We start from the raw sequence: 13053 nt of genomic DNA, 5'->3' as shown, positions 1-13053 counted from the left end.
GCGAGGGGGGCCACCATGGATCTCGCTGAGATCTTCCGGGTCATGCGCAGGCGCTGGTACGTCCTGCTGCCCGGACTGCTGCTGACGGCCGGCCTGACGGTCGCCGTGGCCCTGGTGGTTCCGGTCACCTACCAGTCACAGAGCACAGTGGTTCTCCTGAACTCCCAGAAGGCCACCGTCGCCTACGACGGCAACCCCTTCCTCAGCACCCAGACCTCGCTCACCGGCATGGCCGACGGCCTGGCCCGCAACCTCAACTCCGATGTCTCCGTCCGGGAACTCAAGTCCCGTGGCGCCACCGGCACGTTCGAGGCCAAGCTCGCCGACAACGCACAGGGTCCGCTCATGTGGCTCACCGTCACGGGCACCGACAAGGCCGCCGTCCTGGCCTCGGACCGCATCCTGACGACCTATGCCAAGGACCGGCTGGAGCAGTTCCAGCAACAGCAGTCGGTCGCCCCGAAGGCCATGATCCGCATGACGACGATCGTGCCGCCGCAGAACCCGGTCGCGCAGACCAAGACCCGGCTCGAGTACATGATCATGGCCGGAGTGCTGGGCCTGGTGCTGAGCCTGATCGCCGTCTTCTACGTGGAGGCGCGCCGCCGGTCACGCGTACCGGCGCAACCGGAAGAGCCGGCACAGCAGGACACCACCCCCGAGTCCACGGCCGGGGAACCCGCCGCGGAACAGACGATGGCCCTCCGGCCGCCGCCCAGTTGGTCACGGTCCGCCGAGAACGGAACCGCCACAGAGCCGAGGGCGGGGCGGCCCGCCGTGGCCGTGGCGCCTGCCGCCGAGCCGCTCGACGAGGAGTCGACTCATGGACAGCGTTCGCACACCGGACAGCGAGACCTCTGAGGCGAACGACGCCCCCGCTCCCGACTCCCTTGGCCGGAAGGTCCGTTCGGCGGCCCGCTGGAGCCTGATCAACACCGTCGTCATGCGGCTCGGCAACTTCGCCACGGGCATCCTGCTGGCGCGCTTCGCCCTCGGACCGGCGCAGTGGGGGGTCTACGGCATCGCCCAGACCGTGCTCCTGGTCCTGCTCTCCGCGAACGAACTGGGCGTGGGCCTGGCGATCATCCGCTGGGACGGCGACCCCCGCCGCTTCGCACCGACCGTCCTGACCCTGGGCACCGCGTCCAGCGGCCTGCTGTACGCCGCCATCTTCTTCTCGGCACCGACGGTGGCCGGGCTGCTCGGCTCGCCCGACGCCTCGGGCGTACTGCGGGTGATGTGCCTGTGCCTGGTACTGGACGGGGTGGCCCAGGTGCCCGCGGGATTCCTGACCCGGGAGTTCGCCCAGGGCAAGCGCATGATCATCGACGCGCTCAACTTCGTTCTCAGCACTTCGGTGACCCTGGTGCTGGCCTTCGCAGGCTGGGGCGCGATGAGCTTTGCCTGCGGCGCGGTCGCGGGCAACATCGCCGCCCTCATGGGCTGCGCGCTGGCCGCCCCCGGCACCCTGCGGTTCGGCTGGGACCCCGAACAGGCCCGCGCGCTGCTGAAGTTCGGGCTTCCCCTGGCCGGCGCGAGCCTCCTCGCCCTCGCCGTCATCAACGTGGACACCATGGTCGTCGGCTCCTCGCTCGGCCAGGTCGCCCTCGGCTTCTACGTCCTGGCGTTCAACATGTCCGGCTGGCCGGTGCGCATCATCTCCGAGGCGGCCCGACGCGTCTCCTTCGCCGGCTTCTCCCGCCTCGCCGACTCCCCGCGGGCCCTCGCCCAGGGCTTCGGCCGCGCCCTGGGGGTGCTGGTCACCGGCACCGTCCCACTGTGCGTGCTGCTCGCCGGTCTCGCCGGCCCGGTCGTCCACCTCGTGTACGGGAGCCGGTGGCTGCCGGCCGCCGACGCGCTGCCGTGGCTGATGGCCCTCGGTCTGATCCGGATCGGCTGCGAACTCGCCTACGACTGCCTGGTCGCCACCGGACAGCGGCGCGCCCTCGTCCTCGTCCAGGCTCTCTGGGTCGTCGCCCTCATCCCCGTCCTCGTCATCGGCGCCCGCCTCGGCGGCATCGTCGGCGTCTCCCAGGGCCACGTCCTGGTCGCCGCCGTTCTCGTCGTCCCCGCCTTCCTCTACGCCCTCGGCCAGGCCGGGATCAGCCTCCGCCACATCGCCAGAGCCTGCGCCTGGCCCCTGTTCGGGGGAACCGCGATGGCCCTGGTCATCCTTGCCGCGAAACAGCTCCTCGGCGACGGTACCCTCGCCCTGTTCGTCACCGGTACAGCCGCCCTGGCCTGCTATGCGGTGTGCGTACTGCCCAGCCGCCGTTTCCTGCTCGGCTCCCGGACACCGGAGACCGCTTGAACTCCTCCCCCTCATGAATGTGGAGGAATTCCTACGGCTCGCGCTGCAGGGGTTTCCGCTTCGTCGCCGACTGCCTGCCCGGAGTTCTCCGTTGAGGTCTTGCACCAGCTCCACAGACAGACACCGCCAGCCCGGCGGCCAAAAGGTTCGTCGCCGCGTTCACGTCCCGGTCACACATCGCGCCAAGCACATCCCGCCTGCGGCCGGCGATCCGGGTGGCCTTGCGGGACAGTTCCCGCTGAGCCTTCGCCAGACGGTCACGGTCCCTGCCCTGCTGCAACGGGGCGGGGTAGCTCACGCGCTCCTGGCGCGCCCACGCCTCGGTGCGGGCCGCGGGTGCCAAGTCGTAGACCTCAGGCCTTGCGTCCCTCCGACCGAAGTTGCAGGTGGGCACCTGTCCGCCCCAGCTGTGAATCGGCCTGTCCTGCCCTGCTCCGCAGAGGTCCGTCTCCTCCCCCGCCTGACGACGGGGGGTATCCACGGAGGAATCCCGATGAACAGGCTCCATCGCCTGCTCGCCGTCCTGGCGCTTGCCCTGGCCACCGCCTGCTCCGGGGGCGCCGACCCCTCTCCTGCCGCTCAGGGTCCCGGAGCCTCCGTCGGCACTGGCACCAAGAGCACAGCTCACCCCTTACACCCCACCACCGCGGCACCCCGGGAAGCCAGTTTCCCCGACGCCCGCAGCACCGGCCCCCGGATCCCGCTCGCTCCGCACTCCACGGGGAACATGAGCGTCAAGGCCGACGGGACCGTCATCAAAGGGTGGGACATCACCGGCTCACTCGACATCTATGCCAACGACGTGACCATCATCGACACCAGGATCACCTCCACCAACTGGTGGGGCATCAACCTGCGCCCCGGCTACACCGGACTCCGGGTCCTCCACACCACCATCACCGCCGTCCCCGGCAAGGGCCCCGACAACGGCGGCGTGGACTACGCCGTGTCCAACATGGGCACCAGCTCCATCGAGGTCGGCTGGAGCAACATCTCCGTCTTCGGCAACGCCCTCTCCATGGGCCAGGGGTACATCCACGACAACTACGTCCACGACCTCGTGCCCTTCCGCAACGCCGGCGGCGAGTGGCAGCACACCGACGCCGTGATCAGTGGCGGCGGCAACAAGGGCAAACTGATCATCCGTCACAACACCCTGCTCAACCCCGTCGCCGTCGACCGAGGGGCGTCCGCCAGCATCGGCTTATTCTCCGACACCGGCCACGTCTCCAACACCGTCGTCGACGGCAACCTGATGGCCGGCGGCGCATACGCCCTCTACGGGGGTGGCGACGGCGCCACCGGGATCACGGTCACGAACAACGTCTTCTCCACCCGGTACCACCGCAATGCCGGCCACTATGGAGCCGTCGCCGCCTGGAACGCCGACGGTTCCGGCAACGTCTGGCGCGGCAACCGGTTCTCCGACGGCACTCCGATCACCCCCAAGCCGGCCGGCTGAGGAAGAGGATCATGCGACGTATCGCCCGCGCCCCCTGGGAACTCCTCAAGCGCGCCTTCGGCTGGCTCGTCCTCTTCGAGCTCCGCAACAAGGTCCTCCTGGCCCCCTCCGCGCTGCGGCTGCGCCGCCTCGAAACGGCCGAGACCCGGCGCCTCGCGGCTGCCGGCGCCGCGACGCCCGCCGCCCTCGTCGCCACGGTCATCGCCACTCACCGCCGCCCCGACGAACTGCAGGCCGCCGTCCGGTCGGCCCTGGCCCAGACCGTTCGCGATCAGGTTGTCGTCGTCGTCGACGACGGCGCCGGCCTGCCCGAGCTTCCGGACGATCCACGGTTGTTCGCCGTCTCGCTGGCCCGCAACACGGGCGTGGCCGGTGTCGTTCGGAATGTGGGCATCCGCCTCACCCACTCGCGGTATGTGGCCTTCCTGGACGACGACAACCTGTGGGAGCCCGACCATCTGGAACGGGCACTGGCGGTCCTGGAGTCTCCCCAAGGGCCCGACGGCGTCTACACGGCGCTGCGCCGGGTCCTGCCGGACGGGACCGAGCGGGACATCCTGTCCGTTCCGTTCGACCGCCACCGGGCCGCCCGGGAGTCCTTCCTGGACACCAATGCGTTTGTCGCACGGCGCACCGGGGCCTTGCGCTTCAGCCGTCTGCGGCGTACCCCGGAAGTGCTGCCCCGTGAGGACTGGGAGCTCGTCTACCGGTACAGCCGCAGCCACAGTGTGCGCCACGTGCCGCATGCCACCGTGCGGTACCTGGTGAACCCCGCAAGCTTCTACACGACGTGGGACGGCGCGGCCTGAGGACAGGGCCGGCGCCCCCCCGCCGGGCGTCACGGCCCCGGCGTGGCCCTCAGCGCGCCCGGCCTGAGCAGTGCGGCGGCCGCCGCGCGGCTGGCCTTGCGGCCGAGCAGGGCCCGCGCGGTCTCGCGCAACAGCACGGCACCACGGAAACAGGTGGTGGCGACGGCCCCGTGACGCCGCTCGTACAACCGCACACGGTTGAGCGTGAGGAGGGTCCACAGCCGGGGCGACACCCGGGAGTCACCTCCGAGGTGAACGGCCTCGGCTGCCGGCTCCAGTTGCGTGACGTATCCCAGCTCCCGGGCACGCAGGCAGTACTCGGTCTCCTCCGAGTAGAGAAAGAAGGACTCGTCCCACCGACCGCAGGCGGCCAGGCAGTCCGCCGAGATGACCATGAGCGCGCCGGTCGCCCAGTCCGCACGCGTGGGCCGCTGATACGCGGCGGGATCGGTGACGAGTTCGCTCAGGCGTGGGAAGCGCCCAGCCCGGCGGTTGCCGATGATGGCCTCGCCGAGGGCGCGGGACACGCTCGACTCACGGCGCAACGAGAACAGGGGCGCCTCCCGGCCCTCTTCGTACAGGAGCGGGACGGCGATCCCCACTTCGTCGCCGAGCGTGTCGACGAGGCGTTTGGCGCAGCCCTGCCGCATCCGGATGTCGGGGTTGCAGATCACAACGGCCTCGTATCCGCCGTCCCACTCGTCGGCGGCCGCCAGAGCGGCGTTGATGCCGGCCGCGTACCCGGCGTTGCGGCCGGTCTGGACGATGGTGGCGTCGGGGGCCAGCGTCCGGAGTACTTCGACGGTGTCGTCGGCGGAGTCGTTGTCGGCGACGACCAGCCGCCAGTCGAGGCCGGCCATGCCGTCCGGAAGCGCGGCGAGGAATCCGGGGAGCACCGGGGCGCTGTTCCAGGTGACGATGACGACGGCGACGGGGCTCATCGGGCCTCCACGAGTTGGGGAACCTGGGCCTCTGAGGCCTTGTGCGGGGCCGGGACTGCGGGGGCCGCCGCGCGCCGGATGAAGCCCAGATAGCTGCCCCCCGCTCCCAGCATCAGGAAGAACATGCCGGCGAACATCGGGAAGCTGAGCGAGTCGAAGGTGGCGCTGCTGACCAGGGCGACCAGCGACGAGGCGAAGAACGCCTGCCCCAGTTCACGGTCGGCTTCGGTGCGGGCCAGCCGCCGGACGGCGCCGCCGTGGTGGATTCCGGTGATGAACAGGGCGAGCAGGGCGACAAGGCCGAGCAGGCCCATCTCGGCCAGGCCCAGCATGTACTGGTTGTCCGTGAAGAAGTACAGATCCGGTGTGAAGGTGCCGAAGCCCCGTCCGAACAGCGGATGTTCCTTCAGATAGGGCACGATCGCGCTGTACTTGACCGTACGAGCCTGGGTACTGCTGTCGGAGTTGGACAGAAACGACGCGAACAGGCCCGTGATCGTGCCGATCAACCCGGGAACGAGCACCTTGAAGAAGGCCACGGAGGCCGTCATCACGCCGATCGCGGCCCAGCGTCGCGCCGGCTTCCAGCGCGGCACCATCACCAGGGCCACAATCAGCAGGCCGATGATCGAGGTCCTCGACACCGACAGCGGCAGCGCACCGGCCATCAGCACCACCGGCCCGAAGCGGCGCGCCACGTGGAGGTGGCGGCGTACCGGATCGAAGGCCTGCTGGATCGCGAAGGGCAGGAGGATCGCCAGCATGCCCGCGAACTCCAGCGGCTGGGCCGTGGTGGCCCGGGGCCGGGTGAAGGCTCCGCGGTCCATCACGCTCACCTGGGCCACGCTGGTCTGGAGTCCGGGGATGTGGATGGAGTCGGCGATGTTGGTGGCCGCGAAGAAGTCGTAGAAGCCGATCGCGGCGACGACGGACGCCATGATCACCACCCGGCGCATCAGAACGTCCAGCCGGCCGCGCTCCTGTACGCCCGCGGAGGTCAGGACGACCAGCGACAGCCACACCAGGAACCCGATGAGCCCGCGGTCGGCCCCGAGGACCTCCTGATGCGAGCTCTCGCGCATGGCGCCCGACATGTAGGCCGCCAGGACGGCCAGGCCGAGCAGGCACATCGCGACCCGGACGAGTCTGGTGCCCGGTGCGGGAAGGATGCGGCCGCCGAGCCAGGTCGCGAGATACCACAACAGCCCCAGCAGCGCGAAGACGTTGGCCGGGGTGCCGACGCCGCCGAGCGCGGGCAGGGCCAGGTTCGACGGGATGAAGAAGGCCAGCACCAGGTAGACGGTGAGGATCGCGGGGGCGTCGACCCGCCGGCTCAGCCAGCCCGCCCGTACCCGGTTCGGCGCGCGGGCTCGCTTCGGTTTCGCGACGACGCTCTTCGCGACGTGCCGCCGACGGCGGACCACCGCGACGCCTTCCATCAGGATCGACAGTAAAAACGCACTGACGACGCCCAGGATGACGACGGCCGCGATGTCCTGGTAGCGGCTCTTCGACTTCGCCACCGGGGTCTGCGGCAGCACGACGGGCGCGGTCTGCACGAAGTACGCGGGCGGGACCTTGGCGGCGGCCTGCAGGGCACTGAGTTGTTCGCCGGCGAAGGTGGTCAGGATGTTGGTCTCCCTGAGTACCTTCGCCCGGTCGGTTCCGGTGACGCTGAGCACGAGCAGCGGGCTGTCGCTGGCCGGCGCGAAGCCGGCGGTGTACGGATCCGTGACGCCCCGGCTGCTCAGCTCCTTCGCGGCGTCACTCGATTCGAGGGTCCTGATCAGCACGTCGGCCGTGACGATGAGCGAACCGCCCGCATTCGAGATGGGATTGCCGAACGTGGGGGCCAGCCGAGCGACGGCGGAGGAGTCCAGCAGCGCGACGGAGCTCTGCGACTGGTAGGAGACAGGAACGGTCACATACAGGTAGGCGCCGCCGAGCAGACTGAGCAGGGTGAAGGGCACCATGAAATACCAACGTCTGCGCAGGATGGCCCATATCTCACCAAGACTCACGAACCATCCCTCCATTCGGTGGCATCCCACCGCGCATCCTGCCAGTATCGGGGGCGACGGAAGGAACTCGTATGTCGCCCGGGAACGTCGCCGATGCGCTGCTCCGCCGCTGGTACGTCGTGGTGGTAGCACTGCTGCTGACGGCCGCCGCGGCGTACCACGTGGTGCGTCCCGCCCCCCAGTACGTCGGCTCCGCGGTGGTCGTCCTCAAGCCTCCGGTGACGCAGAACCAGCCCAACCAGCTCACCAATCTGCAGCCACCGCTGGCCGTGGTCTCCTACGCGGTCGTCCGGCAGCTGGAATCCCCCGCCGGAGCCAGGGAGCTGCGCGCGGCAGGCGTCGACGGCACCTACCGCCTCATCCCCCGCAACAGCGGCACCAGCGCGACGCCTCGCTATCTGATCCCGTCCCTGCAGGTGCAGTCGCAGGCGCCCGGCCCCGACGCCGCCGTCACGGCGGTACGCCGCATCATCGACGCCTACACCAAGCATGTCGACGAGATGCAGACGGCCCAGCACGTCCCGGCCGGGGCGCGGATCACCGCCTCGGTCCTGACCTCGCCGAGCGCCGCCGAGGTGCAGGGCAACAAGGCCCGGGGTCTGGCGGGCGCGGCCCTGCTGGGCGTCGCCGGCGGCGTTCTCGGCGCGTTGTGGGTCGACCAGTACGCCATGAAACGCCGGGGGACGCCCGCGGGCCACCGTCGGCAGTCCGGCCCGGTTCCCGCGGCCAACTGAGCTGAACCGATGAGTCATCAGATGCCGCGGCGCTTCCACGACTCCCACCAGAGCCTTTCGCGGCCGCGCTCGGCCACGGCCGACCACACCAGCGGCTGCAGATACGGCATGGCCTTCGGACCTATCCGTCTCCGCAACCGCAGCGCGCGGTACTCGGGCAGCGCCGCGTATCCCGGCAGGCACTCCTCGGCGAACGCCACACATTCATCGACCGGTACGACTCCTGTGCGCCCCCGGTCGTAGGCCCGGTAGGCCCGGCGCAGCGCAAACCGCGCGAGCCGGGTGTGGACCTCGTCGGCCAGGCGGTCGGCGTGGGGCAGCCGGTCGGCGCATTTGGCGAGCACGGAGTCGAAGGCCACCAGGCGCTGGCGCAGGTCGTCGAGCTGACCGCCGAAGTCGGTCGTGGACATGTTCTTGCCGTGGACGCGGTAGAAGGCCTGATCGGCTCCGCGTATGTAGCCGACGTCGGCGTGTGCGGCGAGCCGCATCCACATCTCGATGTCGCCGGCGTGGGGCAGGGCCGGGTCGTAGCCGCCGACCGTCCGCTGGAGGCTGGTGCGGACGACGACTTCCGGCGAGGTGATGCAGCCGGTGCCCTCGCGGAAGCGCCGCTCCAGCCACCACTGCCCGGGGTAGACGACCGAACCGGTGCTCTGCGTACGGGCCGGCGGGAGCGGGCCGCCGTGCTGGAAGCGCAGGGGGCGCCCGTAGGCGAACCCCACCTCGGGATGGGCGTCCAGCAGCGCGGCGGCCCGGGCCAGCGCGCCCGGGACCAGCCGGTCGTCCGCGGAGAGGAGGGCGACATAGTCACCGTCGGCCCATTCCAGGAGGCCTTCGTTGTAGGTGGCGATGTGGCCCTTGTTGGTTTCGTGGACGAGGACTTCGATGCGCCGGTCGGAGGCGGCCAGTTTGTGCGCGGCCTCCGCCGAGTCGTCGGGCGAGGCGTCGTCGATGATGAGTACCCGGACGTCAACGCCGTCCTGCTCGTCCAGGACGCTGCTCACGCAGTCGGCGAGGAAATGGCCGTACTTGTAGCACGGGATCACAACACTGACGGTGCTCATCGTTGAGGAAGCCAATCCCCGGTGGTGGTCTCCGCCGGACTTCGGAGGAGACCACCACCGGTGGGTTCTGGTCGGTCAGTTCTTCTTGCGGACGGTCTTGCTGGTCAGGGTCCAGCTCTGGGACTTCACCATGTGCCGGTCCTTGTCCTTTGCCGTGACCGTGACCGTGAACCGTGTGCCGTCCGGCAACGGGAAGGACAGATGGACGGACACCTTGTGGGTGGCCCGGTTGTAGGAGGTGACGGCCGTGACGTGGAGCTTCCTGGCGGCGGCGGCTTCTGCGCCCGGCAGGATGGTTACGGTCGCCTTGACGGACGACAGCTTGACGTCGGCGGGCAGGGTCGTGACGAGGGGGCTGCCCGCGTCGGCGGTGTGCGTCACCGCGGACGCGGTCTCCTCCGAGGCGGTGGCCGTCGTCAGCGACGCGCTGGGGTTGTCGGCGGTGAAGACGGGGCCGACCCAGTAGTTCGCCGATCCGTAGGAACTGTTGGGGAAGGCCGAGTCGGCACCGTACCGGTAGAGCCCGTTGTGGTGCGTGGTGGTGTCGGCGGTGGCGGTCAGCGGATAGGACTGGTGGGCTGCCGCGAAGTAGCCGCCGTCCACCGCGTAGTTGCCGTTCGGCGCATGGTACGAGACGACGTACGGGGTGTCGGCGGTGATGGCCACCGGAGTGGCGAAGGTCAGCTGCTGCCAGCCGGAAGCCGTCTCGCCGGTGAAGGTGCCGGTGGCGAGCAGCGTGCCGGTGTCGGACCACAGGCTGCCGGTGTGGGTGCCGGTGTTGCCGGTGCCCTTGTAGAAGGTGACGCCGGTGACCCAGCCGCTCGTCGAGGACGTGAACCGGGTACCCAGCTCGACGGAGTTGGTGTCACCACTCATGTCGGGAGTGGCTGGCACGGTGGAGGAGTTCCACAGCATGCAGGGGCAGGTGACCGCGGGCGGGGTGGAACTGGTGGTGAAGGACCACGCCACCGGGTCCGCCATGGCGTTGCCCCACAGGTCGGAGGCCTGGACGGACGCGGTGTAGGTGGTGTGCAGCGCCAGCTCGGTCGACGGTGTGAACGTCGCCTTGTTCGACGCGGGGAGTGTCTTGGTTCCCGGCACGGTCGTGCCGTTCGAGTCCTTCAGGGTGAACGTCAGGGTGTCGGCGTCGATGGCCGAGCTGAAGACGGCCGACTCCGGTGCCGTGATCGACACTCCGGTCGCCCCGGACGTCGGGGAGGTCGAGGTGACGGTGGGCGGGGTCGTGCTGGCCGTCGAGGTGTCCAGCACCACGTCGACCCAGTAGTTGCTGCCGGAGGACTGCGAGGACGGGAAGGCGCTCGTCGAGCTGTAGCGGTAGACGCCGTTGCCGCCGTCGGTGCCGGACTTCAGGGCCGTGAGCGGGGCCAGGCCGGCGTCGCCGCCGGAGAAGTAGCCGCCGTCGTAGGAGTATCCGCCGTTCGGGGCGAAGTACGACGCGACATAGGTGGTGTTGGCCTTGACGCTCACCGGGGTGGCGAAGTTCAGCTGCTGCCAGCCGGAGGCCGTCTCGTTGGTGAAGGTGCCGGTGGCCAGGCGGGTGCCGGAGGCGCTCCACAGGCTGCCGATGTGGGTGCCGGTGTTGGCCGGCGACTTGTAGAAGCGGACACCGGTGATCGAACCGGCCACCGTGGTACGGAACTTGACGCCGAGCTCCACCGAGCTGCCGTCGCCCGCGTTGACGGTGCCGGGAACGGCCGAGGCCGGCCAGACGGTGCAGGGGCAGGCCTGGGGGCCGACGGTCACCGGGATGGTCGTGACGGCGCCCATGTTGACGCTGTCGTCGACCGCACGGACCTTGATGGACGCCGAACCCGGGGCCGTGGGCGTCCAGCTGAAGCTCCAGGACGTCAGGCCCTTGGCGGCCTTCCAAGTCGTTCCGCCGTCCGTGGACACCTCCACGCGTGCCACCACGCCCCCGCCGGAGTCGGCGGCGGTGCCGGTGATGGTGACCGGTTTCAGCGCCGGGACGGTGACCCCGGAGGCCGGGCTCGTCACGGTGACGGCCGGGCCGGTGGTGTCGCTGGAGGCCGTGGCGACGTTGAGGTTGCTCTGCCGGGTCAGCGGCTGGACGCCCATGTCGGCGAGGATGTTCACCGTCGCCTGCTGCATGCGGGCGTCCTCGGTGACCACCGTGTCGGCGGGGTTGTACGTCGGGATGTTGGTCAGGCCCCACGACCACTGCACGGTCCCCGCCCCGAACACCAGGGCTCCGGAGTCCTGGTCGCGGAACTCGACCAGGTTGTGCGTCGCCGTGCCGTTGCCGTATGTGTTGCCCCAGTCCAGGCGGTACTTGCCGTCGTTGATGTCCACGGTCGTGGACGACAGGTCGATCGCCCCGGCGGGTCTGGTGCTGTTGGCGATGTCGCTGTCCCACTCGTACCCGAGGGTGCCGGTCGGGAAGGTGGCGGTCTGGCTCGAAGTGAGATTCGCGATGGAGGTGTTGCGCCACAGCCGGTTCTTGCCGTACGAGCCCGGGACCGTGATCGCGTCGCTGCGGTAGCCGTTCACCTGGAACATGGAGCCGGTGAGGATGTTCGGCGGCTGGTAGTCCTGCCCGTAGTCGGTGCTGGTCGGGTCCATCCAGGTGCCGGTCCAGATGCCGCTGGGGTCGGCGATGCCGTTGTTCTGCGCCATCTTGGTCATCTTGTAGCAGACCAGGGTCCGGTTCGCCGTGCTCGTGCCGTCGATGCTCGGGGTGAGCCGTGTCTTCCAGAAGACCTCGTTGCCGCTGAAGAAGGCCTCTCTCACGCCGGCCTTCCTGGCCGCCAGGACGTTGGAGTACTGGCTCTGGGTCCAGTACTCGTCATGGCCGGAGGACAGGTACACCTTGTGGTTCTTCAGCAGGGTGCCGCCATTGGCCGACACGTCCACGCCGGACAGATAGCTGACGTCGTAGCCGTTGCGCTCCAGCCAGGACAGCATCATGTACTCGGAGCCGTAGATGCCGTTGTCACCGCCGATGTCCAGCGGCCGGTTGTAGCTGACCTCGTAGGCGCGGCCGTCCGGCGCGGGCCCCGCGCCTCCGTACAGGTCCTGGCCGCCGTAGTCGTTGTAGGCCTGCCAGGTCTGGTCGCTGGTCTGTACGACGACGTCGGAGGTGCTGGAGTCCTTGCGGACCACGAACGGGTACGGCATCAGGCCGTCGCCGTCCGTCTGGGTTATGTTCGCTATGTACAGGCCGGACACGGCGTCGCTGGGCACCGTCCAGCTCGCGGTCACGGGCCAGTTGCCGCAGTCGACCAGGCCGGTACCGCTCTTCTTGGTGCAACTGGCGGGATTGGTCGAGTAGTTGGCCGGATAGGTCACCGCCGCCTGGGCCGCGGTCGACATCTCGCGCGCGCCGTCGCCGCCGTACCAGCCCAGCCGGTAGATCTCGATGTGGTACGAGACCTTCGACTGGACCTTGAACTGGACGGTGTCACCGGCCTGGACGCTTTCCTTGGTGGTGAAACCCTCGATGTCACCGTAGGCGTTGGGTGAGAACCAGTCGGACTTCGGACTGCCCGGCTTGGAGTTCTCGCAGACGATCGCGTTGGAGCCCGCTCCGCACGGATCGGATGCGGCAAGCGCGGGCCCGGCCTGCGGGAGCACCGCCCATATCAATGCTGCTACGACGGCGAGGCGGCCGCCCCGGATCCGTCTGCTCCATCTGTTCATGTGTACCTCTCAGCGGTGCTGTGCAGGACCGGT

9 protein-coding genes and 1 pseudogene are annotated in these 13053 nt (G+C 69.5%); 5 read left to right on the top strand and 5 right to left on the bottom strand.

Annotated elements, in window-relative coordinates:
- Positions 1-15 precede the first annotated feature (15 nt).
- Positions 16-861, top strand: a complete 846-nt coding sequence (locus tag Q8A52_RS15820; protein ID WP_316752374.1) for a Wzz/FepE/Etk N-terminal domain-containing protein — start codon at positions 16-18, stop codon at positions 859-861.
- The gene (locus Q8A52_RS15815) at positions 824-2311 is read left to right on the top strand and encodes an oligosaccharide flippase family protein (RefSeq protein WP_316752372.1); all 1488 of its coding nucleotides are present in this window, start codon (positions 824-826) and stop codon (positions 2309-2311) included. Before Q8A52_RS15820 ends, Q8A52_RS15815 begins: the two co-directional genes overlap by 38 nt.
- A 31-nt stretch (positions 2312-2342) precedes the next feature.
- On the opposite strand, the pseudogene Q8A52_RS15810 reads toward Q8A52_RS15815, so the two are convergent.
- Positions 2343-2495, bottom strand: a pseudogene (locus Q8A52_RS15810) (RNA-guided endonuclease TnpB family protein); the annotation flags it as partial.
- A gap of 309 nt (positions 2496-2804) precedes the next feature.
- Between Q8A52_RS15810 and Q8A52_RS15805 the strand changes: the two are divergent.
- Together Q8A52_RS15805 and Q8A52_RS15800 are read left to right on the top strand one after the other, a co-directional pair.
- Positions 2805-3773, top strand: a complete 969-nt coding sequence (locus Q8A52_RS15805) for a hypothetical protein (protein WP_316752371.1) — start codon at positions 2805-2807, stop codon at positions 3771-3773.
- A gap of 11 nt (positions 3774-3784) precedes the next feature.
- Positions 3785-4582, top strand: coding sequence for a glycosyltransferase family 2 protein (locus tag Q8A52_RS15800; RefSeq protein WP_316752370.1), 798 nt, complete (start codon positions 3785-3787; stop codon positions 4580-4582).
- A gap of 29 nt (positions 4583-4611) precedes the next feature.
- On the opposite strand, the gene Q8A52_RS15795 is transcribed toward Q8A52_RS15800, so the two are convergent.
- Positions 4612-5523, bottom strand: a complete 912-nt coding sequence (locus Q8A52_RS15795; RefSeq protein ID WP_316752368.1) for a glycosyltransferase family 2 protein — start codon at positions 5521-5523, stop codon at positions 4612-4614.
- A complete protein-coding gene (locus Q8A52_RS15790) occupies positions 5520-7544 on the bottom strand; it encodes an O-antigen ligase family protein (RefSeq protein WP_316752367.1) in 2025 nt (674 codons plus the stop codon). Before Q8A52_RS15790 ends, Q8A52_RS15795 begins: the two co-directional genes overlap by 4 nt.
- Before the next feature lie 71 nt (positions 7545-7615).
- Between Q8A52_RS15790 and Q8A52_RS15785 the strand changes: the two genes are divergently transcribed.
- Positions 7616-8278, top strand: a complete 663-nt coding sequence (locus Q8A52_RS15785; protein ID WP_316752366.1) for a hypothetical protein — start codon at positions 7616-7618, stop codon at positions 8276-8278.
- Between the two features lie 17 nt (positions 8279-8295).
- Here Q8A52_RS15785 and Q8A52_RS15780 read toward each other — a convergent pair whose 3' ends face one another.
- Together Q8A52_RS15780 and Q8A52_RS15775 are read right to left on the bottom strand one after the other, a co-directional pair.
- Entirely contained in the window at positions 8296-9342 is a 1047-nt protein-coding gene (locus Q8A52_RS15780) for a glycosyltransferase (protein WP_316752365.1), read from the bottom strand.
- 75 nt (positions 9343-9417) lie between these two features.
- Entirely contained in the window at positions 9418-13020 is a 3603-nt protein-coding gene (locus tag Q8A52_RS15775; protein ID WP_316752364.1) for a DUF4082 domain-containing protein, read from the bottom strand.
- Positions 13021-13053 lie beyond the last annotated feature (33 nt).

Origin of the sequence: Streptomyces herbicida, assembly GCF_032656585.1 — a bacterium.
In the GTDB taxonomy this organism is placed as follows: Bacteria; Actinomycetota; Actinomycetes; order Streptomycetales; family Streptomycetaceae; genus Streptomyces; species Streptomyces herbicida.
The sequence above is the reverse complement of the archived record's forward strand: the minus strand, read 5'-3'. Positions and strand labels throughout refer to the sequence as shown.